Raw genomic sequence first — 26,006 nt, 5'->3', positions numbered from 1 at the left:
GATGCGGATTTCCAATGCCATCGTGATAGGCGCCGGGATCGGCGGGCTGGCCACCGCCGCGGCGCTGGCGCGCCGGGGTGTAGCGGTGACCCTTCTCGAGCGCGCGGAGCGGCTGGGCGAAGTGGGTGCCGGCCTTCAGGTCAGCCCGAATGGCATGGCCGTTCTCCGGGCGCTGGGGCTGGAGGCGGAACTGACCCGCAAGGAGGCCGTCCCCGGGCGCGCCGTGGTGCTTCAGACGCAGAGGGGCCGCGAGGTGGCCCGCCTCGATCTCGAGCGCCTGCGCCCGACGCAGCGATACGTCTTCTTGCACCGCGCCGATCTGGTCGACATGCTGGCCGGCATCGCCCGCCGCGCCAACGTCAGCTTCGAATTCGCGACACCCGTGGCCAGCGTGCGGCCCGGCCCGGTGCCGCAGGTGCAGCTGCAGGGCGGGGGAACCCGGCAGGCCGAGGTGGTGATCGCGGCCGATGGCATCCATTCCGTGGCCCGTCCCGTCCTGAACGGCGCCGATGGCGCCGCCTTTACCGGCCAGGTGGCGTGGCGGGCGCTGGTGGAGAATACGGTGGGCCACCCTGCAGAGGCGCGCGTCGGCATGGGGCCGGGACGCCACGTTGTCAGCTACCCTGTGCGGGGGGGACGCCTCGTCAACCTCGTCGCGGTGGAGGAGCGCGAAAGCTGGGCGGCCGAAGGCTGGAACCGCCCCGACGATCCTGCGCACCTGCGCGCCGCTTTCGCCGGTTTCTCGGGGCCGGCGGCGGACCTCATCGGCGCGGTGCGGGATGTGACGCTGTGGGGATTGCACCGGCACCCGGTGGCGCAGGTGTGGCAGCGCGACGGCGTGGCGCTTCTGGGGGATGCGGCCCATCCGACACTGCCGTTCCTCGCTCAGGGTGCCAACATGGCGCTGGAAGATGCGTGGGTACTGGCCGGTTTGCTGGCCGAACGGGGGCAGGCGGGGCTGGCCGCGTACCAGTCGGCACGCCACGCGCGGGTGGAGCGTGTGATCCGCGCGGCATCGCGCAACGCGTGGCGCTACCACCTGCGCCCCGGACCGATCCGCCTTGCCGCACACGCCGGGCTAAGCGCCGTCAGCCGCGTCGCCCCCGGCCTGATGGTGGGGGCGTTCGACTGGCTTTACGGTTACGACGTGACCCGGCCCTGAGCGTCAGGGGCGTGCTCAGCCACGGGCGCGTTGCAGCATGCCGAAGAGGTCGCGGGGGTCGTCAGGGTCCGCCAGCAGGTCCAGCGGCAGGTAGAAGTCCGTGCCCTCGATGCGGTCCCGGACAAAGCGCAGCGCCGAAAAATCCTCGATCGCGAAGCCCACGCTGTCGAAAAGCGTGATCTGGCGGTCATCGCTGCGGCCCTGGGCCTGTCCCGTCAGGACCTGCCAGATCTCGGTGACCGGATGGTGCGGATCAAGCTGCTGGATCTCGCCCTCGATCCGTGTCTGTTCGGGGAACTCCACGAAGATGCCGGCGCGGTGCAGGATCGCCGGGGCCAGCTCCGTCTTGCCGGGGCAGTCGCCACCGATCGCGTTGATGTGGACACCGCTGCCGACCATGTTGTCGGTCAGGATGGTGGCATATTGCTTGTCCGCCGTGCAGGTGGTGATGATCTGCGCGCCCAGCATCGCCTCTTCGGCGCTGTCGCAGGGCACCACCTTGAGCCCGCTGCCGGCAAGGTTGCGGGCGCATTTCGCGGTGGCGGCGGGGTCGATGTCGTAAAGCCGCACTTCGTCCACACCCGCGATGGCTTTCATCGCAAGGCTCTGGAATTCCGACTGCGCCCCGTTGCCGATCATGGCCATCACATGCGCGCCCTTCGGCGCCAGCAGACGGGCGACCAGCGCCGACGTGGCGGCGGTGCGCAGCGCGGTGAGGAGCGTCATCTCGGTCAGCAGCACCGGATAGCCCGATGCGACGTCGGCCAGCAGTCCGAAGGCGGTCACGGTCTGCAACCCGTCCTTGGTGTTGCTGGGGTGGCCGTTCACGTACTTGAAACCGTAGTCGGCCCCGTCCGATGTCGGCATGAGTTCGATCACGCCCTTGTCGGAGTGGCTGGCCACGCGGGGCGTCTTGTCGAAACTTTCCCAGCGTTTGAAATCGGCCTCGATATAGGCGGCGAGACCACCCAGCATGTCCTCCAGCCCGATATGGTGGATCAGCTTCATCATGTGGTCGACGGAGACGAAGGGCACCAGCGCCTTGTCGGAAGGGGTCAGCATGGCAGTATCCTCAATATGCGCGGTTGGGACGATCGAAGACGCGGCGGCCAAGCGCCGAGGCGGCGAGATCCACCATCAGAGTCGCCGTCTTGCCGCGCTCGTCGAGAAAGGGGTTCAGCTCCACAAGGTCGAGCGACGTCATCAGCCCGCTGTCGTGCAGCATTTCCATGACGAGATGGCCCTCGCGCACGGTGGCGCCGCCCGGCACGGTGGTCCCGACCGCAGGCGCCACGGCGGGGTCGAGAAAATCCACGTCGAGCGAGACATGCAGCAGGCCGTTGGCGGCCTCCACCCGGTCGAGAAACGCCTGAAGGGGGCGGGCGATCCCGGTTTCGTCGATCTCGCGCATGTCGACGTGGCTGATGTCGCTGTCCTGCAGGGCCGCCCGTTCCGCCGCATCGACAGATCGCAAGCCGATGATCGCCACGTTCTGCTGCGGCAGTGGCGTGCCGACCGGTGGGAACCCGTCAAAGCCCGCCCGCCCGGTGACATAGCCCAGCGGCGTTCCGTGCAGGTTGCCGCTGTCGGTGGTCTCGGGCGTATGGAAGTCGCTGTGGGCGTCCAGCCAGAGGACGAAGAGCGGCCGTCCCTCGGCTTCGGCATGGCGCATCGCGCCCAGAACCGTGCCAAGCGACAACGCGTGGTCCCCGCCCAGGAAAATCGGCAGCCCGTCGCGCATCGCGGCCTCGGACGCATCGGCGAGGCTTTGGGTCCAGGCGATCGTTTCTTCGAGCGCCACCAGCTTGGGGTGCGGTTTCGGCGTGAACGGGGCAGGGGCGACGTTGCCCCGATCCTCCACGCTGTGACCGAGATCGCGCAGCGCCTGCGGCAGTCCCGCGGTGCGATAGGCGTCGGGGCCCATCAGGCACCCCTTGCTGCGCTTTCCCGAATCCATCGGTGCCCCGACCAGAATGCAGTTCATCGTGCTCATGCCTGTTATCCCTTGAAATGTCATGGTGGAAATATCGGGCGGATCGGGGCATCGACAACCGATCAAACTGTCCGTATTGAGGGTGATGTGTTCACTTTGGACAGGTAGAATGGACAAAACGGATCATCGCCTGATCTCGGCCCTGCGTCACGACGCCCGGGCATCGCTGTCGGATCTTGCCCTGACGCTGAACCTGTCCCGCACCACGGTCAGGGCGCGGCTGGCCAAGCTGCAGGACAGCGGGGAGATCGTGGGTTTCACGGTCGTGACGCGCGCGGACGTGACCCGCGATCCGGTGCGCGGCATGATGATGATCGGGATCGAAGGCCGCGGGACCGAACGGATCACCCGCCAACTGGGCAGCATGCCACAGGTCCGGGCGGTCCACAGCACCAATGGCCGCTGGGACGTGATCGTGGAGATCGGCAGCGAGACGCTGGAGGATTTCGACGCGGCCCTGACGCGCATCCGGCGGCTTGACGGCGTGGTGGCGAGCGAGACAAGCCTGTTCCTGAAAACCCGGAAATCAGGCTGACCGGCGCGCCGCCACGATCCAGAGCGCGGTCAGACCGAGCGAAATCACCGCGTTCCAGCCCGCCATCGACAGGCCGGCGAACTGCCAGACGATCTCGTCGCACATGACGACGCCCATCGGCCCGTCCATCGACAAAAGGTCGCTGCCGGCCATCGTGCCGAGGTCCATGCCGCCGCCGGTGCAGGAGGACGGACCCGGCCACCAGCCCCATTCGACCCCGGCGTGGTAAATGCCGATGGCGGCTGTCGTCGCGGCGGCCAGCGCGCCTAGCCAGGCCAGCACGCGGGGTCCGCCGGCCAGCACCGCCGCGCCGATCAGGATCGCCGCCGCATGAGGCCAACGTTGCCACAGGCACATCTTGCAGGGGGCGAGCCCACCCAGGTGCTGGAAGCCGAAGGCGCCGAGCAGCAGGGCCGCCGAGCCGAGTGTGGCCAGAAAGACAAGGTTCTTGCGCGTCATATGTACCTCACCAGGGCGAATGCGCCGACCAGCAGCACGATGAACAGGGTGAACATCAGGCCGAGCCTGCGTTCGATGAACACGCGCACCGGCGCGCCGAATTGCCACAGCAGCGCGGCGACGATGAAGAACCGCAGCCCCCGAGCGAGGATCGAGGTGGCGATGAAGGTGCCCAGCGGCATCGCGGTCCAGCCGGACATGATCGTGATGACCTTGTAGGGAAACGGCGTCACCCCTGCCGTCAGCACCGCCCAGAACCCCAGGTCGTTGAAGCGGTCGGAGAATTCGGCCATCGCCTGCGTCTTGCCCATGGCGGCGAGGATCGGCTGGCCCAGCGCCTCGAAGGCGAAGGCCCCGATGGCATAGCCCAGAAGCCCGCCCAGTACCGATGCGACCAGGGCGACGAAGGCGATCAGGAACGCGCGGTTCGGCCGGGCGATGATCATGGGGATCATCAGGATGTCGGGCGGGATCGGAAAGACCGAACTTTCGATGAAGGCCACCACGGCCAGCGCCCAGAGCGCGTGGGGATGCTGCGCCAGGCTCAGGGTCCAGTCGTAGAGGCGTTGGATCATGGGTGCGGGTCCGGTCCGGTTTCCACCCTGCATCACCACGTGGGGCTGTCGCGGTCAAGGGGCCGGCGATCACAAACCCCTTGTCCCGGTCCGGGCTGCAGGCTAAAGCGTCGGGTGTGCCCGAGTGGTGGAATGGTAGACACGACGGATTCAAAATCCGTTGCCGCAAGGCGTGCCGGTTCGAGCCCGGCCTCGGGTACCATCCAGACATGCCCGTGATATCACTGCACCGATGCGACTGCGCCGGTGCCTGCGGCGCAATGTCGCCTTATTGCGCCTTTCACGCCAGCTTGATTCGATGCAAAGGACCGCGTTAGCGCATTAGTCAGGCGTAAACCAAACGATTGGTTCGTGCCTGAAAACAACGCGCGGACAACCTTGGCGAGAATTGGGCGACAGATCGGAAAAATTCGCGGTCCACCGTTTGTTTCGTATTGCTGAACAATTGCCGATCCGCCGGGCGGCCTGGCGATGCCGGGAAATCGGGAAAAGCCTTGTTCTTATGGATGAGGCTGATCCGCGACCGGACCGGATTGGAAACAATACCCCTAAGCCACGCGAAAACCTTGGTTAATCCAAGACATAATCCGGGCGCCAGCGCGGCGGCGCAAACATATTTCGGACATTTTTCGCTTTGTTCGATCCTTCACAAGGGCTATCCATTGTCTTGCCCAACTGGGGGGCAAAGTCTGTAGGTCACGGGGGCGGCCGCACATTTGCGCATCTTTTCGGATGCGGGAGACGTGTTTACGCCGCGACGTTAGCGAATGTATTCACGCCCGGATCATGCCTTGCATGGTCCCTGCCGCCTGCTGCGGTCTCCCCACTCATGGTGCTCAATGTGTGTGTATCGCCCGTGCACTCGGCCCTGCCGATTGCGGGCTCAGGTTGTGATGGAGTGAGACCGAAATGAAAAGTGCGCCAAGGCCACCGATCCAGAAGACAGCGTCCGGGGGACGCCTCGCTTCGATTCCAACCGAAACACCGTTTCTGAATTCCGCACCATTTTTCGCACCGGCCGCGCTGCGCGCCGCGCGTCGCAACGCCTAGGAGACCTGAACCATGATCAGAACACTTGATTTCAACCCGTTCGCTGCCGGTACCGTCATCGATGACGAATACGAGGGTGTGACCATCTCGGCCACCGGCGGTTCCGGCCAGGCGATGATCTTTGACAGCGCCAACCCGACCGGCGGCGACGACGATCTCGGCTCCGACACGCTGGGCGGCTTGCTGATCGTTTCCGAGGACGGCGACAGCAGCGATCCCGACGACAACGCCAGCGGCGGCAGCATCTTCTTCGACTTCGATAACCTCGTGCGGATGAAATCCGTCACCCTGAAAGACATCGAGGAAACCGGCGGCGAGGGCACCCGGCTGGTGTTCTACAACGCGGACGGCGACGTGATCGAGAACCAGTTCGTCCAGCCCACCGGCGACGGCGGCGAAGTGACATTGCAGCTCTTCGTTCCCGGCACCGCGCGGTTCGAGGTCCGTTTCCCCGGCTCCGGCGCGGTGGACAACGTGACCTTCGACGACCCCGGCTTTGGCGGCGGCAACGACGATCCGACTGCGGCGGACGACACGCTGATCCTGGACGAAGACACGACGGAGACCGTCAACGTTCTGGTCAACGACACCGATCCCAACGGCGACACGCTGACCGTCACCGGCGCGGAAAGCCCGGATGGTACCGTGACCTTCACGCCCGACGGCGACGTGACCTTCACGCCGAATCCGGATTTCAACGGCGCGACGACGATCTCCTACACGGTGAGCGACGGCAACGGCGGCACCGACACGGGCACCGTGAACGTCACCGTGAACCCGGTGAACGATGCGCCGGTTGCGGTTGACGATACCGCCGCAACCGACTTCGAGACACCTGTCGTCATCGACCTGCTGGGCAATGACACCGACGTGGACAACACCAACGACGAGCTGACGCTGGTCGATCCGACCGTCCCCGCCGAGCAGGGCACGCTGGTCGACAACGGCGACGGCACCGTCACCTTCACGCCCGCCGCAGGTTTCTCCGGCGATGCGACGATCACCTACACGGTCCGCGACCCAGAAGGTCTGACCGACGAGGGCACGGCCACCGTGACCGTCGGGGAAGATATGACACCGGCACTGGACGGCTACGTGGACGGCGACGACGATGGCAACCTGATCGACGAGGATTATCTGGGCGATCCGGACGGCGACATCGTCAACGACCCCGAGGCGATCCTGCCCGGCACCGAGCCGAACGACGACTACGTTCGTGCGGGCGGCGGTGACGACACCGTTGTCACGGGCCAGGGCAACGACACGGTCGAAGGCGGCGACGGCGACGACAACATCGACACCGACGGCGGCGACCTTGCACCGGACCTCGGCTATCCCTTCGCGGCGACCGATCCGCTTGGCTATGACCCCGACGCGGACCCGGACAACGACCGCGACTACGTCGAGGGTGGCGACGGCAACGACACCATCCGCACCGGCGACGACCGCGACACCATCTATGGCGGTGACGGCAACGATGAGATCAACGGTGGCATCGACGACGATTTCATCGACGGCGGTACGGGCGACGACCGCATCGTCGGCGGCGAAGGCAACGACAGCATCCTCGGCGGCGCGGGCAACGACACCATCTATGCGGGCAACGATCCCGATCTGATCCCGGACGTGGTCAACATCACCGACGAGGACACCGGCGGCGTTTCGCCCGACCGGAACCCCGACAACGGCATGGACACCGTCAACGGCGGCGCCGGCAACGACGTGATCTACGGCGCCGACGACCGTGACTCGCTTTCCGGCGGCTCCGGCGACGACTACATCGATGGCCAGATCGACGATGACATCATCGACGGCAACACCGGCAACGATACGCTGCTGGGCGGCCAGGGCGACGACAGCGTGGAAGGTGGCCAGGGCGACGACCTTCTCGAAGGGGGCATCGGCGACGACACGCTGCGCGGCAATCGTGACAACGACACGCTCTACGGTGGCGAAGGCAACGACAGCCTCGACGGCGGCGGCGAAGACGACGAGCTTTACGGCGGCGACGGCGACGACGACATGATGGGCGGTCAGGGCGACGACCTGCTGGACGGCGGTGCTGGCAACGACACCATGACCGGCGGCGCGGGGCAGGACACCTTCGTGAACGTCAACGCCGGTGACGCGGTCGACGGCGGCTCGGGTCCGGTGGACTTCGATACGCTCGACCTGCGCGGTTCCGCCGTGCCGGGCGGCAGCCTGAACGTCACCTATACCTCGGATGACCGCGAGGACGGGATCGTCAACTACTTCGATGCCGACGGCAACGCGACAGGCCAGCTGGTGTTCGAGGAAATCGAGAACGTCATCCCCTGTTTCACCCCCGGCACCAAGATCGCGACACCCAAGGGCGAGCGTCGTGTCGAGGAGCTGCAGGTCGGTGACCGGGTCATCACCCGCGACAACGGCATCCAGGAAATCCGCTGGGTCGGTCACCGCGACATGACGGCCGCGGAATTCGAGAAGGCGGCGCATCTGAAGCCGGTCCTGATCCGTCAGGGCGCGCTCGGCAACGACCTGCCCGAGCGGGACATGATGGTGTCGCCCAACCACCGCGTGCTGGTGGCCAACGACAAGACCGCGCTCTACTTCGAGGAACGCGAAGTTCTGGTTGCGGCCAAGCACCTGACAGGGCTGGAAGGCGTGGACATCGTCGATGTCTCTTCGACCACCTACGTCCACATCATGTTCAACCAGCATGAGGTGATCCTGTCGGACGGCGCATGGACCGAGAGCTTCCAGCCCGGCGACATGTCGCTGGCCGGAATCGGGAACGCCCAGCGCCAGGAAATCCTGGAACTGTTCCCGGAGCTTGCGACGCAGGACGGCATCAACGCCTATACCTCGGCGCGCCGGTCCCTGAAGAAGCACGAAGCCCAGCTTCTGACCAAGTAACCCATTGAAAACATGCTGCCCCCAAGGGGGCAGCACGGACTGAATATGCAGCTGCCGCTTTGACCCTGTCAGAGAGCGCAGGGAGGCGGAATGGGCAACCATTCCGCTTTTCCTTTTTGAAGTGACGCCGCGCCCGTTGCGGAGTATCGGTAAGGCATGGAACACGACAAAGAACTTCTGGCCGACCTGATCGCCTGTGAAGAACGGGTCTGGGATGCCCTGGTCGACGGGGATATCTCGACCGACGAAAAGATGCTGCACGCCGACTTTCTTGGCGTGTATTCCACCGGCTTCGCCACCAAGGCGGATCACACGGCGCAACTCGATGACGGGCCGACGATCACGCGGTACAAGCTGACGAAGCATCGGGTGAAGCGGCTGGGCCGTGACTACGCCGCGCTGTGCTACCGCGCCGACTTTGTCCGCGCCGGCGAACGCAAGACCGAAGCGATGTACATCACCTCGATCTGGGAGCAGGGGCTCGACGGGTGGCGCAACGTGTTCTCGCAGGACACCACCGCGAGCACCTAGAGCTGCATTGCCGCGTCAATCTTGGACCGCATCGGGGTTTCGGGCGCGCCATGCGGCCCAGGCCTCCGGCGTGTCGAGGTCCAGTCGTGCCCGATCGCCGGGCAGCGGAACAAGGACCATGCGGTCTGCCTGCTGCGACACCACTTCGCGTCCGCCGCTGTCGCCTTCCAGCGCGGCGAGCGCCGGAAAGAGGTCGGATCGGAAGACGATGGGGTGACCCGGCGCACCCTGCGCCGTGGCCCCGCGCCAGATCATGTTCCCGTCCGTCAGGTCGACCGCATCCGCGACCCTGCGGAGGTCTGCCGCGGTCAGTTCCGGCAGGTCCGCAAGCAGGACCATCGCGCATCGGACCGTGCCGGGCAGCGCAAGGATGCCTGCCCGGAGGCTGGCGTTCATGCCTTCGGCGGCGTCGGCCACGGGCAGCAACTGGACGTCCAGCCCTTCAAGGACATCGTATCGGAGATGAGGGCGCGGGGGCAGGGCGACGACGACCGGGCCCTGTCCGGCGGCGCGCGCCATCAACGCCTGCCGGCGCAGGAGCGGGACGCCCGCCACCGGCTCGAGCAGCTTGTCGCGCCCCCGCATCCGGGTCGCGCCGCCGGCGGCGAGAATGATGATCGGCATCGCGTGATCCATCCCGCCACCCTACGCCCGACGGCGGGCAAGGGCCAACCCGTCAGCCCCGCATCCGGGCCCCGTCGCCGTCGAACAGCGGCGCCGTGACGAGGGTGGCGGGACGCATCTGGCCGAGGATCTCGATCTCGACCCGCAGGCCTTCCGCGATCCGGTCGCGCGGGATCAGGCCCATCGCCACGGAGGTGCCGGTGAAATGGGAATAGCCGCCCGACGTGCAGAAACCGACCACCGCGCCGTCCAGCCAGATCGGTTCATAGCCGTGCACGTCCGCGTCCTCGGCATCCACGACGAAAGACACGAGCGCCCGCGCGGGCGGATTGTTCCTTTCGGCCTCCGCCGGGGCCCGACCGATGAAATCGGCGTTCTTTTTCCACGCGATGAACCGGTCCAGCCCCGTCTCGGCGGCCGTGTAGTCGGGCGAGAACTCGGCCATCCACGAGCCAAAGAACTTGTCCAGCCGCAGCGACATCATCGCCCGCATGCCGAAAGGCTGCATGCCGTACTGTTGCCCCGCGGCCCAGAGGATGGACCACAGCGCGCGCTGGTCCATCGGGTCGCAGTAGATCTCGAACCCGAGGTCGCCCGTGTAGCTGACGCGCTGAACGATGCAGGCGGTCTGCCCAACGGTCATGCGGGCCACGTCCAGAAATTTCATCCCGCTGACGTCTGTTCTCGTGCAGGCCTGCAGCACGTCTCGTGCCTTTGGCCCGGCGATCTGGAAACCGGTGCGCCTGTCCGAGATGTTCTGCACCTCGACACCGGGTTCGAGGTGATCAAGGAACCAGCGATGGTGATAGGCCTGCGATCCGTAGGACGCGGTGAGCTGAAACGTCTCCTCGTCGAGGCAGGACATCGTGAAATCCCCGATCAGCTTGCCCTTTTCCGATAGCATCGGGGTCAGCGACAGGCGGCCCGGCGCCGGGACGCGGCCTGCCATGATCCGGTCCAGCCAGTCGCGGGCATGTGGGCCGGTCACGAGGAACTTGCCGAAATTCTGCACCTCGTTGATCCCGACGCCGTTCCGCACCGCCATCACCTCGCGCGCCGTGGCGCCGAAGGCGTCGGAGCGGCGGAAGGACGGGGTCTCAAAGGTCGGCTCGTCGCCCTGGGCAAAGTAGTTGGCGACCTCGAGCCCGAATTGCTGCCCCCAGACCGCGCCCATCTGGGTAAAGATATCGTACATCGGCGTCGTGCGGTGGGGCCGCGCGGCGGGCAGTTCCTCGTTCGGGTAGGAAACGGAGAAGCGCTTCTGGTAGTTCTCGATCACCTTGGGCAGGGTGTAGCCCGGCGTGATCCAGTCTCCGAAACGCGCCACGTCCATCGCCATGACATCCCGTTCCGGTTCGCCCTCGATCATCCATTGCGCCAATGTCAGCCCCACGCCGCCGCCCTGGCTGAAGCCCGCCATGACGCCGCAGGCGGACCAGTAGTTGCGCATCCCCGGCACCGGCCCGACCAGCGGGTTGCCGTCGGGGGCGAAGGTAAACGGGCCGTGGATCACGTTCTTGATGCCCGCGCGTTCGAGGTCCGGGAAACGCCTGTAGGCAAAGGCGATGCTGTCCTCGATCTTGTCGAAGTCGTCCTGAAGCAGTTCCTGCCCGAAGCTCCACGGCGTGCCATCCACCGACCACGGCCGGCAGGGCTGTTCGTAGAAGCCGATGCACAGACCCTTGCCTTCCTGCCGAAGATAGCTTTCGCCCGCCGGGTCCATGACATGCGGGTGTTCGCGGCCGTCCTTCACCATCTCGACGATCATCGGCACCTCCTCGGTCACGAGGTACTGGTGCTCCATCGGGTGCAGCGGGAAATAGACACCCGCCATCGCCCCCACCTCGCGCGCCCAGAGCCCGCCCGCGTTCACGATATGCTCGGCATGGATGGTGCCCTTGTCGGTCACCACGTCCCATGTCCCGTCGGGGCGCTGGGTGGTTTCCTTGACCATACAGTGCGTTTCGATCGTCGCACCGCCCATGCGCGCGGCGCGGGCATAGGCGTGGGTCGTACCCGAAGGGTCGAGGTGCCCGTCAAGCGGATCGTAGAGCCCGCCGATGATGCCCTCGATGTTGGTGACGGGGGCGATCTTCCTGATTTCCTCGGGGCCCACGATCTCGGTATCGAGCCCCATGAAGCGGTGCTTGGCCCGTTCGGCCAGCAGCATGTCGAAGCGGTCGCGGTTGTCGGCCAGCGTCACGCCGCCCACGTGGTGCAGCCCGCAGGACATGCCGGTGATATCTTCCAGTTCCTTGTAGAGCCGGATCGTGTAGCCCTGCAGCGCCGCCATGTTGGTGTCGCCGTTCAGCGTGTGGAACCCGCCCGCCGCGTGCCATGTCGAGCCGCTCGTCAGTTCGGAGCGTTCCACCAGCATCACGTCCGACCACCCCAGCTTGGTCAGATGGTACAGGCACGAGGCGCCGACGACGCCCCCGCCGATGATCAGGACACGGGTGGTGGTTTGCATTGCATGGCTCCGCTGTGTGGTTTTCCCAGTGGTGCCGCCCCGTCCCGGCAGCGGCATGTTGTTTTCCGACCGGATATGTCGATTTTCGCACTTTCCGGTGCATTGGCGCGTGCATTGCACCGAGGTCGCTGGACGCAGGCGAATTGCCGCTAGATAAGACCACATGAAGATTGATTTCCTGATCCCCTCGACCCTCATCCGCAAGTCGCGCGAATACACGCGCAAGCTTTGGGTCAGGGTCGTGATCATGGGATTTCTGGCGATCCTGTCGCTGGGCCTGACGCAGCTGATCGAAGGGTTCGTGCCCGACGAGCTCGCGACCTCCCTGACCGGGAGCGCGGCGGACCGGCTGTTGTCGATCATCGCCAACGCCATGCTTGCGGTCACGACATTCTCGCTGACGGTGATGGTGTCGGTATACCGCGCGTCTTCTACGCAATGGACCCCACGGGTCCATCGGCTGATCATACAGGACCGGACCACGCAGAACACTCTGGCGGTCTTCATCGGGGCCTACGTCTATGCGCTGATCGCCATCATCATGCGCGAACTGGGCATCTACGTGGACGAACGCGCCTTCGTGCTGTTCATCATGACGGTGATCGTGCTGGCCGTCATCGTGATCTACCTGATCCGCTGGACGCTCCATTTGCAGAGTTTCGGCAGCCTGATCGACACGACCCGCCAGATCGAAGAGGTGACCCGCAGGCAGTTCACCGACAGGCTCGAAAACCCGTGCCTCGGCGCTCGGGCGCTGACGGATGGTGTGCCGGACGACGCCGAGGTGATCCGGGCGGAACAATCGGGCTACGTGCAGCTGATCTACCCGGAGGCGCTGAACCGCGTGGCGGAAAACCATGGCGTCGAGCTTTACCTGACGCGGAACGTGGGCAGTTTCGTCTTCATCAACGAGCCGCTTCTCAGCCTTGTGCGGGTGGGCGAGCCGGTGGACGAGGAACACACCGACGCAACGCTCGAGAGGGGGATCCGGGACAGCATCAACATCGGCGATCTGCGCACCTATGACCAGGATCCGCGCTTTGGCCTGATCGTGATGGGCGAGGTCGCATCCAAGGCGCTGTCGCCGGGTGTGAACGATCCCGGCACCGCGATCGACGTGATTTCCCGGATCGGCCGGATCCTGACGAACTACAAGGACGAGATCGCGCAGGATCGCGACGAGAAGCTCGACAATATATACGTCGCGCCGCTCGACCCGGCCGACCTGATCCAGGACGCCTTCGGCGCATTGGCGCGCGACGGCAGCAGCGTGGTCGAGGTGCAGCAGACCCTTCAGGCGACACTGGCGGGGCTGATGCAGCACCCTGACGACGGATTGCGGGACGCCGCGGCGAAAGCCGCCGAAATCCATCTGGAACGCGCGCTGAGCGAAATCTCGTTCGAGCCGGACCGCGACCGGCTGATGCGCAGCGCCGCCCGTCGTGTGCGCGACGCCGTGGCCGAGAAGCTTGAACGGCGCGACGCGCCGCATGACGGGGTCGAGATGGAGCGTTGACACCCTCGCGGTGTCTCCCATGTCACCGGGCGACGGCTTTTGTCGCTGGCGGGCAATTGTCCGGGCCGACAGCCGCTAAGGCTAGGGGGCGAAACCCCCAAGTGCAGGACGGACCCATGCGCACCCATGCCCAGGCAGTCATCATCGGGGGCGGCGTCATCGGCTGCTCCATCCTCTATCATCTGACCAAGCTGGGCTGGACCGACGTGGTGCTGCTGGAACGATCGGAGCTGACCAGCGGCAGCACATGGCACGCGGCGGCGAACATCCACGGGCTGCATGACAACAACAACATCACGCGCATCCAGAACTACACGATGGACCTCTACAATGCGCTGGAGGCCGAGACAGGCCAGAGTTGCGGCGTGTTCCAGCCCGGCTCGCTCTATCTTGCCCAGATTGAGGCGCGTGAACACCAGCTGCGGCTGCAGGCGGCCAAGGCAAGGTACTACGGTCTTCCTTTCCGCGAGATCGACCGCGCCGAGGCGGAGGCGCTGCACCCGCTCGTCGATTTCGACGGCATCCGCTGCATCATGTTCGAGGAGAACGGCGGCAACGTGGACCCCTCCGGCGTGACCAACGCCTACGCTGTCGGTGCGCGGCAGAACGGGGCCGAGATCATCCGCTTCTGCCCCGTGACCGGGACGGAACAGCAGCCGGACGGCAGCTGGATCGTGCGGACCGACAAGGGGGACATCCACACGCAATGGGTGGTGAACGCCGCCGGTCTGTGGGGGCGGGAGGTCGCGGCGCTGGCGGGAATCGCCCTGCCGCTGCAACCCACCGAACACCAGTACTTCGTGACGGAGACGATCGCGGAAATCGCGGGCATGGACCGCAGGCTGCCTTCGGTCGCGGACCGCGATGGCGAATACTACCTCCGACAGGAAGGCAAGGGCCTGCTGGTGGGAGCCTACGAGAAGGACATGCGGTTCTGGGCCGTGGACGGCACGCCCCAGGGCTTCGGCCACGAATTGTTCGCCGATGATCTGGAGCGGATCGAACCGAACATGATGCGGGCCATCGCCCGCGTTCCTGCAGTGGGAGAGGCGGGGATCAAGCGGGTCATCAACGGTCCGATGATCTGGTCTCCCGATTCCAACGTGCTGTTCGGCCCGGTGCCCGAACTGCGCAACTATTTCTGCTGTAACGGAATCATACCGGGCTTCTCGCAGTCCGGCGGCATGGGCCTTCTGGCGGCCGACTGGATCGTGACGGGAGAAAGCCGGTACGACATGTTCGCCTGGGACGTGGCCCGCTTCGGCGCATGGGCTGACGCGGCCTTTACGAGGGCGCGGGTGGGCGACCAGTACGCCAACCGGTTCAAGATCCACTTCCCGAACGAAGAACGCAGCGCGGGCCGCCCGGTGCGCACGCGCCCCGCGTATGACCGCCAGCGCGAACTGGGCGCGGTTTTCGGTCTGAACTACGGCTGGGAGCATCCGCTGTACTACGGCCAGCCCGTCGGCGCACTGGACCAGACCCATGGCTTTACCCGGCAGGACTGGTGGGATCAGGTCGGCACCGAGGCGCGGATGCTGCGGACGTCGGCGGGCATCATCGACATCTCGAACTTCGCCAAATACCGCTGCAAGGGACCGGGGGCCGAGGATTGGCTGAATGCGGTCTTCGCCAACACGATGCCGCGCAGCGTGGGCCGGTCGTGCCTGACGCCGCTGATCGGCAGACGCGGCGGCATCGCGGGGGATTTCACCGTGACCCGGACCGCCGGGGATACCTTCTGGATCATCGGGTCCGGCATGGCCGAACGCTACCACCGGCGGTTCTTCGGCGAGGTTCCCCTGCCGGAAGGAACGACCTTCGATAGCCTCACCGACGCGTGGTGCGGGTTCAACGTGGCGGGCCCGAGGTCGCGCGAACTGCTTCAGCGCCTGACCGACACGTCGCTGGCCACCGAGGATTTTCCGTTCATGCGGTCGCAGTGGATCACGATCGGCGGGGTCGAGGTGCTGGCGCTGCGGGTGTCCTTTACCGGCGATCTGGGCTGGGAACTGCACTGCGCCGCGCGGGACCAGCCGCGCCTCTACGACCTGTTGCTCGAGGCAGGCCGGGATATGGGCGCCGGTCCGGTGGGCAGCCGCGCGCTCATGTCGTTGCGCATCGAAAAGGGGTACGGGTCATGGAGCCGCGAATACTCGCCCGAGTACTGGCCGCAGGAAGTCGGGCTCGACAGGCTGTGCAAGATGGACAAGGCCTTTCTCAACCGCGACGCCGCGGCCGCGACGCTGGCAAAGGAACCGCGTGAAAGGCTGGTGATGCTGGCGCTGGACAGCGCCGAGACGGATGCCTCGAACGCCGACGCCACGGGGGGCGAGCCGATCTTTCACGAAGGCAAGGGCATCGGGCGCGTCACCTCGGGCGCCTACGGCTATTCCGTGGGAATGTCGCTGGCGCTGGGGTTTGTCCGCGATACGGCACCGGGCGACACGGTTGAGGTCATGGTACTGGGCCGCCCGCACCGCGCGACCGTTCTGGCGCAGCCGCCCTTCGATCCCGAGGGCAGCCGCCTGCGCGCCTGAGCCGCGCCGGGACGGCGTGGCCCGGCTCGGGTCAGCTCACCGCCTTCTCGAGGACGAGGAATGTCATCATGCCCAGCGGGGGCAGCCCGCCCTGCGCGACGATGCGCAGGGTGGGCTGTTGCAGCACGGTGTCGATGGAAAAATCCGAATGCCAGCCCAGCGTGTCCGCAAAGGGTGCGGACAGCCGCTCGATCTTGCCCAGCACGCCCTTTTCCCGTGTGAAGTGGTTGGTGATGACCACCTGGCCCCCCGGCTTCAGCACCCGTGCGATTTCCGCCATGACCTGTTCCGGCTCGGGAACGACAGAGAGCACGTGCATCGCCGCCACGGTGTCGAAGGACGCATCCGGAAAATCCAGTTGCCGCGCATCCATCTGACGCAGTTCGGTGACGTGGTCGAGCCGCTGCGCCTTCACGCGGGCGCGGGCCTTGTCCAGCATCTCGTCCGAGAAATCGATGCCGGTGACCGACAGGTGCGACGCGTAGTTCTGCAAGGACAGCCCGGTCCCGACGCCGACCTCGAGCACACTGCCGGTGCGGCGGTTGATATGGGCGACCGCGCGTTTGCGTCCCGCCTGCGTGATGGCGCCGAAGGTCCGGTCATAGACCGGGGCCCAGCGGGCGTAGGAGCGGGTGACTGCGTCGAGTTCCATTTCAACTGTCCTTTCGAGAAAAGCGGGGGGCGGCGGCGATCAGCGTCCAGACCACCATGGCGATGTAGGCAAGGCAGAGGATCACGAGGGTGATCCAGGCGAAGGTCAGCAGCGCGGCGGCCAGCAGCACCGCGCAAAGGGTGACATAGGGCGCCTGCGCACGACGGATGCGCAGCGCCTTGATCGACCACGTGGGCACGCGGCTGATCATGAGCAGCCCGATCACCACCATGTGCAGGCAGATCACGAGATCGGGCAGCAGCGGCCCGTTCGCGAACGCGAAGGAGATCGACAGTGGCAGCAGCACCAGCAGCGCGCCCGCGGGCGAGGGGATGCCGGTGAAATATCCCGGCGGCACCTGCGCTTCGGACGACGGCGGCTCGCGCGAGGCCACGTTGAACCGGGCCAGCCGCAGCACGCAGCAGATCGCGTAGAACAGCACGGCGAGCCATGCGGCGCTGCGCAGATCCTGCAGGGCCCAGAAGTACAGCACCAGCGGCGGGGCCACGCCGAAGTTCACGAAATCGGCGAGGGAGTCGAGCTCGGCACCGATCTTGCTGTCGCTCTTGAGCAACCGCGCGAGGTGACCGTCCACGCCGTCCAGCACGCAGGCCGCCACGATCAACTGGACCGCGAGCACGTAATTGCCCTGCACGCCGAACCGGATCGCGGACAGGCCCGCGCAGATCGCCGTGATCGTCAGAATGTTCGGCAGAAGCTGAAGCAGGGAAACATCGCGGGACGGAGGAGGGGACGGTTCGCTCATGGCGCGCACCACCCGTCCGGGCGGTGGGACAGGCGACACCGGCCCGGCCTGCTGATCTTGAAGATGTCCGCCCCGGTCATCGCGCCGTCCCCTTGCCTTCGGGGGGAGACCTATCGCGTCCGCCGCCGGGGGCAACCCCAATTCCGGGTCCGGCGCGCGCCCCGCCCGGTCCCCGCCTAAGGCACGCGGCGGCGCGGCCGTGATTTTCTAGAGCGGGCGGATCTTGAGCTGCGTGATCCGGTTCCCGTCGCGGCCCATGACCTCGAAGCGGAACCCGTGGAAGGAGAAGACCTGGCCCGGCGTCGGGATCATCTGCGCCTCGTGGATGACCAGCCCGGCCAGCGTGTTCGCCTCGTCGTCGGGCAGCGACCAGTCCGTCGCGCGGTTGAGGTCCCGGATCGTCATCGCGCCATCGACGTAATAATGACCGTCTTCGCCCGGTGCCAGCGGGTGTTCCGCATCGGGATCGAACTCGTCGGTGATCTCGCCCACGATTTCCTCGAGAATGTCCTCGAGCGTGATGAGCCCCTGAAGCGAGCCGTATTCATCCACCACCAGCGCAAAGTGCGTCCGGCGGCGCAGGAACTGGCGCATCTGTTCGTCGAGGGTCGAGGTTTCGGGCACGAAGTAGGGCTTCATGGCGACAGTGGCGACATCGAAGTTCTTCAGCGCCGATGCATCGCCTTCCGGGCCGCCGATCAGCTTGTACATCGACCGCAGCAGATCCTTGGCGTGGATCACGCCGATGATGTTCTCCTGATCGTCACGGAACACCGGCAGCCGGGTATGGCTGGAGGCAAGACATTGCTTGAGGATCTCCTCGGGCGGCATGTCCGCGTCGATCATCTCGATCCCCGAGCGGTGCAGCATGATCTCCTCGACCACGCGTTCGCGCAGGTCCAGCGCACCCAGGATGCGGTCCCGGTCCTCCTTTTCGACCACGCCCTCGGAATGACCCAGTTGCAGCGCGCCCGCGATTTCCTCGCGCACGGCAAGGATGTTGCTGTCGGGGTCCACCTGCACGCCAAGCAACCTGAGAACCCCGCGCACGAAGAAACGCACGGCGGTCACCATGGGCGAGAAGACAAGGACCACCAGCGCGATGGGCCGCGACACCAGCGCGGCGGCTGTCTCGGCATTGGTGATCGCATAGGTCTTGGGCAGCACCTCGGCGAAAACGAGCACGAGAAGCGTCATCACCAACGTGGCCAGCGCGACACCGCTTTCCCCGAACAGCCGGGTGAACAGCGCCGTGGCCAGCGATGCCGCGAGGATGTTGACGAGGTTGTTGCCCAGCAGAACCGACCCGATCAGGCGTTCGTTGTCCTCGGTGATCTTGAGCGCGCGTTCCGCCCCCGCGAACCCTTGTCCGCCTGCGCCCGCAGCTTGCCGCGCGAGGCCGCGGTGAGCGCGGTTTCGGAGCCGGAGAAGAAGCCCGAGAGCACGAGCAGAAACAGGATGATGCCGCAGCTTGCCCAGAATGCGCCGTCAAGCAGCGTCGTGCCGGTGTCCATGTCGGTCGGTGTCCAATAAAATGCGTTTGTCGAAGTATGATGGTCCGCCATGCCCCATTCAAGGGCGTCAGACAAGGTTGTCGAAGAAACGTCTAGTGGCCGTCGCCACGCACCTTGCGCCCCGATCCGGGCGTGCCGGCGTCGGCCAGCGGATGATGCTCCAGCACCAGTTCGGAAAGCCGTTCCTCGAGAACGTGCGTGTAGATTTCCGTGGTGGCGACGTCCGCATGGCCCAGCATCGTCTGGATGGCCCGCAGATCGGCACCGTTCGCCAGCAGGTGGGTGGCGAAGGCATGGCGCAGGGTATGCGGGGTCACCTTCTTGGGATCCACGCCGGCGGACACGGCGAATTCCTTGATCAGCAGGTAGAACCGATGCCGGGTCAGATGACCCAGCTTGCCGCGCGACGGGAACAGAAAGCGCGAAGGCGGCTGCCTGCGGGCGCGCGCCTGTTCGTCCAGCACGTCGCGAAGGACCAGCCATTCCGCAAGCGCCGCCCGCGCCGGCGGCGAAAGCGGCACCATGCGCTCCTTGCCGCCTTTGCCCATGATGAGCAGAAGGCGGGGATCGCCCCGGGTCGCCGCGATGGGCAGGCTCACCAGTTCGCTGACCCGCATGCCGGTGGCATAGAGCAGTTCCATGAGGCAGGTGTTGCGGGTCTGGTCTGACTGCGACCGGCCCGACGCGCGGGCGGCTTCCAGCAGGGCGTCAACTTCGGTTTCCGAAAGGATTTTCGGCAGCCGCTTTTCCTGACCGGGGCCGGAAATCTGGATCGCGGGATTGTCGCTGCGCAACCCTTCCTCGAAGGCGAAACGATAAAGCTGCTTGATCGCCGACAGGCGGCGTGCGCGGGTCGATTTCGCCAGCCCCTGGGAATCGCAGTACACGAGATAGTCTTCCACCGCCGACCGGTTGGCAGAGGCGAAATCGAGGTGCTTGCGGGCCAAAAAGCCGTCGAAATCCTTGAGATCGCGCCCGTAGGCAAGTTGCGTGTTGGTCGCGGCCCCCAGTTCAGCGGCCTGAGCCTCGAGAAAGGTGGATATCCAGTGAAAGGTCGGTGTGGGCATGGCGGTCACCGCTCAAGCAGAATGGTCTGGAGCGCCGCGCGGCGGGCCGTGTCTTCGAGCCCGAGGGCACGCAGCGTGGACAGGGCATCCCGCATGGCCGTGGTATCGCCCTGGGAGCCCTTCTGCAGCATGGCCAGCACCTGCAGGATGACTTCTCCGAGCTGACCGTCGCGCGCGGCAGCGACCATGTGTTCCCGCGGGGCCGCGCCGTTGAAGGCGTCGTAGATCGCGCCGGGCAGGGCGCCTTCGGGTCGGGTCTGCGGCACCTCGCCCCGGGCGATGGCACGCAGCAGGTCGGTATTCGCCACCTCCTTTGAAGGGTCGGCGGCGGCGGCCTCGTAGAAGGGCGACAGCATGCAGACCTCGAAGGCGATACGCGCTGCCCGCCCTTCCAGCGGCAGGTCTGCAAGACGTTCCGCGAAAAGCCCGGCAAAGGCGACCTCCAGTCCCGCGTCCTGCATCGCGATCCACGCGGTCGGCAGGGTCTTGGCCACGGCATCCGGGCTGCCCGTGTCGAGGGCGGTTTCGAACCTCTGCAGGGCGCGCACCCGGTCCCAGACCCCGCCAGAGGCTGCCGGTGCGCGATCGGTGTAAAGGCCCAGCAGGCGATTGTCGGGAAGGGCGCCGGCGCGGGTCAACCGTTCCGCGGCTTCGAGCTGCGCCTTCCAGCCTGCGATGTCGCGCAGGTCCGCGACCGCGAAGGCACGGGGGAGCGTGCCGGTGGGCATCGGTTCACCGATGCTTTCGAACAGGCGGAAACTGAGCGGATCCATGCTGCGCGGCACGGGCAGCGGCGCGAGCCCCTCGAAGGTTTCGGGATGAAGAAACCGGTCGAGCAGGGCCAGCTGCTCCTGCGGGAGCAGCCCAAGCGCCTGGGCGGAGCCGAAGGTGAGCGCGGCGTTGTCCCAGTTGCCCGCGCGGGCGGCGCAAAAAATGCGGACGCCGTAGCTGCGGGTCAGGTGGGGCGAGGATCCGAGCACGTCGCAGGCCCGATCCTCGGTTCCGGTCAGCAGGCTGATTTCCATCCACAGGTCGTAGTGATCGGGCGATGTGGTCACGCCGGCCTGTTCGATCAGCGACAGGGCAGGGTCCAGCGCCCCGAGGCGCATCAGCTTTTCCACCCGCGCCCGCGCCAGTGCGTCGCCCGCCCCGATGCCGCCCTGCGGGGCATATGCCTCGGCCAGCAGCACGGTGTAGAGCAGCGATTGCGCCGCGGGCAGGCGCAGTTCCGGCAGCGCCTCGATCCGGTCGATCAGCGCGTCCGCCGGACTGCCCGACCACAGATCCTGCGGCAGGCCGGTGACGGTGCCGGGGACCAGCCCGATGGCGCGCGGCGATCCCTCGCCCAGGGGCGAGACAGTAACCTTGGGCGGCAGGGCGGACGTGGCCACCGGCGCTTCGTTCGGGTCACGCCGCGGGGCGGGTTCGCGCGTTGCGGGCTGGGGGTTCAGCTGCGTGCCCAGCCAATCGATGACGGACAATGGCGACTCCTGCGTCGCCGTCTGCGCCATGGCCGGCGCCGTTCCCAGCGCCGCGACAACAAGAGCGGTCATGCCCAGGGCGATGCGCGAAACCCTGCCGCGTTGGACGGGGCTACTCACCTGAGAGAGTGACCGGTTCACGGGTTTCTACCTGCGGTGGTGCGAACTCGGCGCCGAAGAAAGGACCGACGTAGGCATAACCAACCAGCCCGATAAATCCGACAATCAGTAGGAATATCAAAAACTTGATCAATCTGCCCATGTGTTCTGCCCGCTCGGTTCCCGATTTGTTGTGCAATCTATATATGGCCTTTTGGCCGAGATCACGTCATTCAAGGAAAAATGATCGGAATTGAGCAAAGCATGGCCGACGGCGAGAGGAACCACACCGAATACCGACTGAAGAAGACCGTCGTGATGGTCGGCATGATGGGCGCGGGCAAGACGGCCGTGGGGCGGGCGCTCGCGGCACGTCTGGGCGTGTCGTTTCTGGACAGCGATGCGGAGATCGAGGCCGCCGCCAACCTGAGCGTGCCCGAGATATTCGAGCGCGACGGCGAGGTATTCTTTCGCAAGCGCGAATCCGAGGTGATCGCACGGCTCCTGCGGCAGGAGCGCTGCATCCTGTCCACGGGCGGCGGCGCCTTCCTGGCCGAGGAAAACCGCGCTCAGATCAGCCGTCATGGCGTTTCGGTGTGGCTCAACGCCGAGCTGTCGTTGCTGTGGCAGCGGGTGCGTCACAAGGACAGCCGTCCGCTGCTGCGCACCGCCGATCCCTACGGGACGCTGGCGGAAATCTACCGCGCACGGGTGCCGATCTACCGGCAGGCCGATGTCTCGGTCATTTGCGATCCGTCCCTGAGCATCGACGCGACGGCGTCGAGGGTGCTTGACGCGCTTGCCGCCCGGCCCGATGTTTTGGAGGTTCCCGATGCATGAGACCGTGAATGTCGCCCTGCCGGGGCGGTCCTACGACGTGGTCATCGGGCCCGGCCTGATCCATGAGGCCGGCGCGCTGGTCGGGCCGCTGTTGCGACGCCCGCGGGTCACCGTCATCTCGGACGAGACGGTGGCGGGGCTGCATCTGGATGCCTTGCGCGCGGGCCTTTCGGCTGCCGGAATCGCGATGGAGGCGCTGGCGCTGCCGCCGGGCGAGGGGACCAAGAGTTGGGCCAACCTGACCCGCTGCGTCGATTGGCTGCTGGATCAGAAGGTCGAACGGCAGGACGTGGTGATCGCCTTCGGCGGCGGCGTGATCGGGGATCTCGTCGGTTTCGCCGCCGCCGTGCTGCGGCGTGGCGTGCGCTTCGTCCAGATCCCCACGTCGCTGCTGGCTCAGGTGGACAGCTCCGTCGGGGGCAAGACCGGCATCAACACGGCCCATGGCAAGAACCTTGTCGGTGCCTTTCACCAGCCGTCACTGGTGCTGGCCGACACGGGGCTGCTGGAGACACTGCCGCCGCGCGATTTCCTCGCAGGATATGGCGAGGTCGTGAAATACGGGCTGCTGGGCGATGCCGCGTTCTTTGGCTGGCTGGAGACGCAGGGCCCCGCGTTGGCGCGCGGCGATGGCGCGGCACGGGTCGAGGCGGTCCGCCGTGCGGTGCAGATGAAGGCAGATATCGTGATCCGGGACGAGACCGAGCAGGGCGACCGCGCCCTGCTGAATCTCGGCCACACTTTCTGTCACGCGCTCGAGGCGGCGACGGGGTATTCCGACCGGCTGCTGCACGGCGAAGGTGTCGCGATCGGTTGTGCGTTGGCGTTCGAACTGTCGGCGCGGCTGGGGATCTGCCCGCAGGAAGATCCCAGCCGTGTGCGCGCGCACCTGCGCGAGATGGGGATGAAGACCGACATGGCGGACATACCGGGGCAACTGCCGGGCGCGGACGCCTTGCTGGACCTGATGGGCCAGGACAAGAAGGTGGTGGATGGCCAGCTGCGTTTCATCCTCGCCCGTGGCATCGGCGATGCCTTTGTCACGGCGGAGGTGCCGCGGGAGAGCGTGCTGAAGCTGCTGGAAGACGGCCTGCGCTAGAACTGCGGCCGGGAGGGCCGCCCGCGCCGCCCGGCGCGAACGGCGCCTGTGTTCAGAACGGAATTTCGTCGTCCAGATCGCGCGAGGAACCGCCGCCGCCACCCGAGGACGGGCCGCTGTCGTAATTGCCGCCCTCGTAGCCGCCGCCGTAGTCCCCGCCTGAGGATCCGCCGCCATAGCCGCCGCCGCCCGACCCGCCGCCGTCGCGACCGTCGAGCATCGTCAGTTCGGACCGGTAGGGGCGCAGAACGACCTCGGTGCTGTAGCGATCCTGCCCGGACTGATCCTGCCACTTGCGCGTCTCGAGCTGGCCTTCGATGTACACCTTCGAGCCCTTCTTGAGGTACTGCTCGGCCACGCGGGCCAGCGGTTCGGAAAAGATGGCGACGGAATGCCATTCCGTGCGTTCGCGGCGCTCGCCGGTATTGCGGTCTTTCCACGTTTCCGAGGTGGCGATCCGCAGGTTGCACACCTTGCCGCCGTTCTGGAACGACCGCACCTCGGGATCGCGCCCGAGATTGCCGATGAGTATCACTTTGTTCACTGAGCCGGCCATGTTGCCCCCTTTGTTGTCGCAGCCTGTTTCGCATGCCCACGCGCGAATCCGCAAGGGGGCAACGGGACGCTTATAAACTGGGTGCGCCATGGTTAACATCAGGTTTCCGACGCCGGGCCGGTCCGGTTTCCCTTGAAAGAGGGACTGGCACGAGGGTCGTTTTTTGGTATAGGGTTCCCCAAACAAACAGGCGGGAGCGCGGGGGAATGCGCAGAACGATCTTTGTGGCCGCGCTCGGCGCCGCCGCCCTTGTGATTGGCAATGTGCCGCTGGCGAGTGCCGATGTCTTTTCTTCCAGCAACCGGCGCGCGCTGTTCAAGTCGCAAAAGAGCCTTCTGGATAACCGCGCGGCCAAGCAGTACTCGGCCTCGGTTCGGCTGCAGCCGCCCACCGTCAACACGCCGACAAAGTGGGACACGCCGAAGTATACCGGCAAGTACAAGGGCCAGTTCCTCGCCGTCGCGCGCGACGCGGCGACCCGGCATGGCGTGCCCGTGGACTTGTTCCTGCGCCTCGTTCAGCAGGAAAGCGGATGGAACCACAACGCGGTGTCGCACAAGGGCGCACTGGGACTGGCGCAGCTCATGCCGGGCACGGCCGCGCGCCTGCGCGTGGACCCGGCCGATCCGGCGCAGAACCTCGAGGGCGGCGCACGCTATCTCAAGCAGCAATACAGCACCTTCGGAGACTGGCGGCTGGCGCTGGCGGCCTACAATGCCGGCCCCGGTGCGGTGCAAAAGTACGGTGGCGTGCCGCCCTACGCCGAGACGCTGAACTACGTCAAGGTGATCTACGGCCAGTAACTGGCTGTTAAACCTGCGCTTTTACCAATTGTTTCAAAGCTGAAACGCGAAAGGCCCCCGCTCGGGGAACCTTTGCGATCATGCCGGTGTTGTCTGCTCAGAGCGCCGCGGGTCCGGATGTCCCGGTTCGCACCGCGCAACAACAATAGGAGCACAAGATGTTCAACAACATGAAAAAATTCGGTCTTGCCGCCGGCGTCAGCCTGTTCGCCCTGACCAGCAGCGTCACCGCAGCCGAGCTGCCGCTCATTTCCGAGATCGACGTGGGTACGACCTATGCCGCCGCGACCGACACCAACGCCGCCGAGAAATTCCCCGAGATCACGACGGACCTGCAGGCCGCCATCGCGGAACGCGTGCCCACCTCCACCGATGCAGGCGACCCCCGCATCAAGGTCGACATCCGCAAGATCTCCCTCAACGGCAACATGATGTTGAACGAAGCAGGCGAATTCAACGAGCTTGAGGGTGTCGTGTCGATCATGGATCCGACCACGAGCAGCAGCAACCGGTCCTTCCCGGTGAGCATCGCCGCGCTGGCGGCCGACACGCCCGTGCCGGAGGGCACCTACGTGATCCAGCCGTCGACCGAAGATTTCTACGACGTCATGATCGCGGCTTTCGCTGATCGCGTGGCGATCGAGCTCGGCAACGTGAACACCAGCGGCGACACCGTCACCAAGTAACGCCGCAATGCCATTCAGACCGGCGCATGTTCCCCGCGCCTGCCTGATCAGGGGCTTTCCCAAGCCTCAGGCGCGAACCGTCTCCCCCCG

Annotated in this window: 22 protein-coding genes, 1 tRNA gene and 1 pseudogene; 11 read left to right on the top strand and 13 right to left on the bottom strand. The window is 66.0% G+C overall.

Annotation, left to right across the window (positions count from 1 at the left end):
* Position 1 precedes the first annotated feature (1 nt).
* A complete protein-coding gene (locus BOO69_RS09440) occupies positions 2 to 1,162 on the top strand; it encodes an FAD-dependent monooxygenase (protein ID WP_071971936.1) in 1,161 nt (386 codons plus the stop codon).
* Between the two features lie 15 nt (positions 1,163 to 1,177).
* Here BOO69_RS09440 and BOO69_RS09435 read toward each other — a convergent pair whose 3' ends face one another.
* On the bottom strand, positions 1,178 to 2,224 hold the full coding sequence (locus BOO69_RS09435) for an ornithine cyclodeaminase (RefSeq protein WP_071971935.1): 1,047 nt from the start codon (positions 2,222 to 2,224) through the stop codon (positions 1,178 to 1,180).
* A gap of 10 nt (positions 2,225 to 2,234) precedes the next feature.
* The gene (rocF, locus tag BOO69_RS09430) at positions 2,235 to 3,155 is read right to left on the bottom strand and encodes an arginase (RefSeq protein WP_071971934.1); all 921 of its coding nucleotides are present in this window, start codon (positions 3,153 to 3,155) and stop codon (positions 2,235 to 2,237) included.
* A 109-nt stretch (positions 3,156 to 3,264) separates the two neighbouring features.
* Here rocF and BOO69_RS09425 point away from each other — a divergent pair, with 109 nt between their 5' ends.
* On the top strand, positions 3,265 to 3,690 hold the full coding sequence (locus tag BOO69_RS09425; RefSeq protein ID WP_071971933.1) for an Lrp/AsnC family transcriptional regulator: 426 nt from the start codon (positions 3,265 to 3,267) through the stop codon (positions 3,688 to 3,690).
* Here BOO69_RS09425 and BOO69_RS09420 read toward each other — a convergent pair.
* Both BOO69_RS09420 and BOO69_RS09415 read right to left on the bottom strand, forming a co-directional pair.
* Positions 3,682 to 4,149 (bottom strand): disulfide bond formation protein B, encoded by a 468-nt coding sequence (locus BOO69_RS09420; protein ID WP_071971932.1) that lies wholly within the window; start codon positions 4,147 to 4,149, stop codon positions 3,682 to 3,684. The two genes, BOO69_RS09425 and BOO69_RS09420, sit on opposite strands and share 9 nt — an antisense overlap.
* A complete protein-coding gene (locus tag BOO69_RS09415) occupies positions 4,146 to 4,724 on the bottom strand; it encodes a YqaA family protein (protein WP_071971931.1) in 579 nt (192 codons plus the stop codon). The genes BOO69_RS09420 and BOO69_RS09415 overlap by 4 nt, the downstream gene beginning before the upstream one ends.
* A 118-nt stretch (positions 4,725 to 4,842) precedes the next feature.
* Here BOO69_RS09415 and BOO69_RS09410 point away from each other — a divergent pair.
* From BOO69_RS09410 to BOO69_RS09400, 3 genes are all read left to right on the top strand, one after another.
* Positions 4,843 to 4,926, top strand: a tRNA-Leu gene (locus BOO69_RS09410).
* 860 nt (positions 4,927 to 5,786) lie between these two features.
* A complete protein-coding gene (locus tag BOO69_RS09405; protein WP_071971930.1) occupies positions 5,787 to 8,672 on the top strand; it encodes a Hint domain-containing protein in 2,886 nt (961 codons plus the stop codon).
* Positions 8,673 to 8,828: 156 nt separating this feature from the next.
* Positions 8,829 to 9,203, top strand: coding sequence for a nuclear transport factor 2 family protein (locus BOO69_RS09400; RefSeq protein WP_071971929.1), 375 nt, complete (start codon positions 8,829 to 8,831; stop codon positions 9,201 to 9,203).
* 15 nt (positions 9,204 to 9,218) lie between these two features.
* Here BOO69_RS09400 and BOO69_RS09395 read toward each other — a convergent pair whose 3' ends face one another.
* Together BOO69_RS09395 and BOO69_RS09390 are read right to left on the bottom strand one after the other, a co-directional pair.
* Entirely contained in the window at positions 9,219 to 9,827 is a 609-nt protein-coding gene (locus BOO69_RS09395) for a nucleotidyltransferase family protein (RefSeq protein WP_237267432.1), read from the bottom strand.
* A 52-nt stretch (positions 9,828 to 9,879) separates the two neighbouring features.
* Positions 9,880 to 12,297: a GcvT family protein gene (locus BOO69_RS09390; RefSeq protein ID WP_071971927.1), complete on the bottom strand. Its 2,418-nt coding sequence runs from the start codon at positions 12,295 to 12,297 to the stop codon at positions 9,880 to 9,882.
* 163 nt (positions 12,298 to 12,460) lie between these two features.
* Here BOO69_RS09390 and BOO69_RS09385 point away from each other — a divergent pair, with 163 nt between their 5' ends.
* Both BOO69_RS09385 and BOO69_RS09380 read left to right on the top strand, forming a co-directional pair.
* Complete coding sequence (locus tag BOO69_RS09385; RefSeq protein WP_071971926.1) at positions 12,461 to 13,813, top strand: DUF2254 domain-containing protein; 1,353 nt, start codon at positions 12,461 to 12,463, stop codon at positions 13,811 to 13,813.
* A 116-nt stretch (positions 13,814 to 13,929) separates the two neighbouring features.
* Complete coding sequence (locus tag BOO69_RS09380) at positions 13,930 to 16,353, top strand: GcvT family protein (RefSeq protein ID WP_071971925.1); 2,424 nt, start codon at positions 13,930 to 13,932, stop codon at positions 16,351 to 16,353.
* 31 nt (positions 16,354 to 16,384) lie between these two features.
* Here the strand turns inward: BOO69_RS09380 and BOO69_RS09375 are convergent, their stop codons facing one another.
* The 6 genes and pseudogenes from BOO69_RS09375 to BOO69_RS23235 form a co-directional block, all read right to left on the bottom strand.
* A complete protein-coding gene (locus BOO69_RS09375; RefSeq protein ID WP_071971924.1) occupies positions 16,385 to 17,005 on the bottom strand; it encodes a class I SAM-dependent methyltransferase in 621 nt (206 codons plus the stop codon).
* A gap of 1 nt (position 17,006) precedes the next feature.
* Positions 17,007 to 17,771 (bottom strand): CDP-diacylglycerol--serine O-phosphatidyltransferase, encoded by a 765-nt coding sequence (pssA, locus tag BOO69_RS09370; protein ID WP_071971923.1) that lies wholly within the window; start codon positions 17,769 to 17,771, stop codon positions 17,007 to 17,009.
* A gap of 207 nt (positions 17,772 to 17,978) precedes the next feature.
* A pseudogene (locus BOO69_RS09365) lies at positions 17,979 to 19,285 on the bottom strand (HlyC/CorC family transporter).
* Positions 19,286 to 19,377: 92 nt separating this feature from the next.
* Positions 19,378 to 20,352 (bottom strand): site-specific tyrosine recombinase XerD, encoded by a 975-nt coding sequence (locus tag BOO69_RS09360; protein ID WP_071971922.1) that lies wholly within the window; start codon positions 20,350 to 20,352, stop codon positions 19,378 to 19,380.
* A 5-nt stretch (positions 20,353 to 20,357) separates the two neighbouring features.
* Positions 20,358 to 21,905 (bottom strand): hypothetical protein, encoded by a 1,548-nt coding sequence (locus BOO69_RS09355; protein WP_071971921.1) that lies wholly within the window; start codon positions 21,903 to 21,905, stop codon positions 20,358 to 20,360.
* A 40-nt stretch (positions 21,906 to 21,945) separates the two neighbouring features.
* Positions 21,946 to 22,095 carry a hypothetical protein gene (locus BOO69_RS23235; RefSeq protein ID WP_172839521.1) on the bottom strand — a complete coding sequence of 50 codons (150 nt, stop codon included), beginning with the start codon at positions 22,093 to 22,095 and terminating at the stop codon, positions 21,946 to 21,948.
* Between the two features lie 101 nt (positions 22,096 to 22,196).
* Between BOO69_RS23235 and BOO69_RS09350 the strand changes: the two genes are divergently transcribed.
* The gene (locus BOO69_RS09350) at positions 22,197 to 22,772 is read left to right on the top strand and encodes a shikimate kinase (RefSeq protein ID WP_237267597.1); all 576 of its coding nucleotides are present in this window, start codon (positions 22,197 to 22,199) and stop codon (positions 22,770 to 22,772) included.
* Positions 22,765 to 23,871: a 3-dehydroquinate synthase gene (gene aroB, locus BOO69_RS09345; protein ID WP_071971919.1), complete on the top strand. Its 1,107-nt coding sequence runs from the start codon at positions 22,765 to 22,767 to the stop codon at positions 23,869 to 23,871. Before BOO69_RS09350 ends, aroB begins: the two co-directional genes overlap by 8 nt.
* Positions 23,872 to 23,923: 52 nt before the next feature.
* Here aroB and ssb read toward each other — a convergent pair whose 3' ends face one another.
* On the bottom strand, positions 23,924 to 24,427 hold the full coding sequence (gene ssb, locus BOO69_RS09340; RefSeq protein ID WP_071971918.1) for a single-stranded DNA-binding protein: 504 nt from the start codon (positions 24,425 to 24,427) through the stop codon (positions 23,924 to 23,926).
* A gap of 206 nt (positions 24,428 to 24,633) precedes the next feature.
* On the opposite strand from ssb, the gene BOO69_RS09335 reads away from it, so the two are divergent.
* Both BOO69_RS09335 and BOO69_RS09330 read left to right on the top strand, forming a co-directional pair.
* Positions 24,634 to 25,230, top strand: coding sequence for a lytic transglycosylase domain-containing protein (locus BOO69_RS09335; protein ID WP_071971917.1), 597 nt, complete (start codon positions 24,634 to 24,636; stop codon positions 25,228 to 25,230).
* 158 nt (positions 25,231 to 25,388) lie between these two features.
* On the top strand, positions 25,389 to 25,916 hold the full coding sequence (locus BOO69_RS09330; RefSeq protein ID WP_071971916.1) for a hypothetical protein: 528 nt from the start codon (positions 25,389 to 25,391) through the stop codon (positions 25,914 to 25,916).
* Positions 25,917 to 26,006 lie beyond the last annotated feature (90 nt).

Source organism: Sulfitobacter alexandrii, assembly GCF_001886735.1.
Lineage (GTDB): Bacteria > Pseudomonadota > Alphaproteobacteria > Rhodobacterales > Rhodobacteraceae > Sulfitobacter > Sulfitobacter alexandrii.
The sequence above is the reverse complement of the archived record's forward strand: the minus strand, read 5'-3'. Positions and strand labels throughout refer to the sequence as shown.